Below are 406 nucleotides of genomic sequence, written 5' to 3' on the forward strand. Positions count from 1 at the left end.
CCTATGGCGGTCGCGACGCAACGTCCAAATGGTTCGAGAGCGCGTCATGGGTGTCGTTCGCGGCGATCAACGATCCCGAGACGGCTGACTACATCTCCCGGCGCTGTGGCAATACCACGGTCGAGGTCGACCAGCTCAGTCGCACCGCCCAGATGTCGGGATCGTCGCGCACGCGGTCCAGGCAATTGGCGGCCCGGCCTTTGATCCTGTCCGAGGAAGTCCTGCGCATGCGGGGTGACGAGCAGATCGTGTTCACTGCCGGCAACGCGCCGTTGCGTTGCGGCAGGGCGATCTGGTTCCGGCGAGACGATATGAAGGCCGTAGCTGGAAAGAACCGATTCCACCCGGCGGAAAATACGTGATGGGGGCGAGATCGTGCACGGCCCGCGAGCCGTGCCCGCAGGGT

1 protein-coding gene is annotated in these 406 nt (G+C 64.8%); it reads left to right on the forward strand.

Annotated elements, in window-relative coordinates; all coding sequences use genetic code 11:
- On the forward strand, positions 1-362 hold a 362-nt coding region (locus tag CEV33_RS01445), incomplete at its 5' end, for a type IV secretory system conjugative DNA transfer family protein (protein ID WP_167388090.1).
- Positions 363-406: the final 44 nt, after the last annotated feature.

The organism is Brucella grignonensis (assembly GCF_002252505.1).
In the GTDB taxonomy this organism is placed as follows: domain Bacteria; phylum Pseudomonadota; class Alphaproteobacteria; order Rhizobiales; family Rhizobiaceae; genus Brucella; species Brucella grignonensis.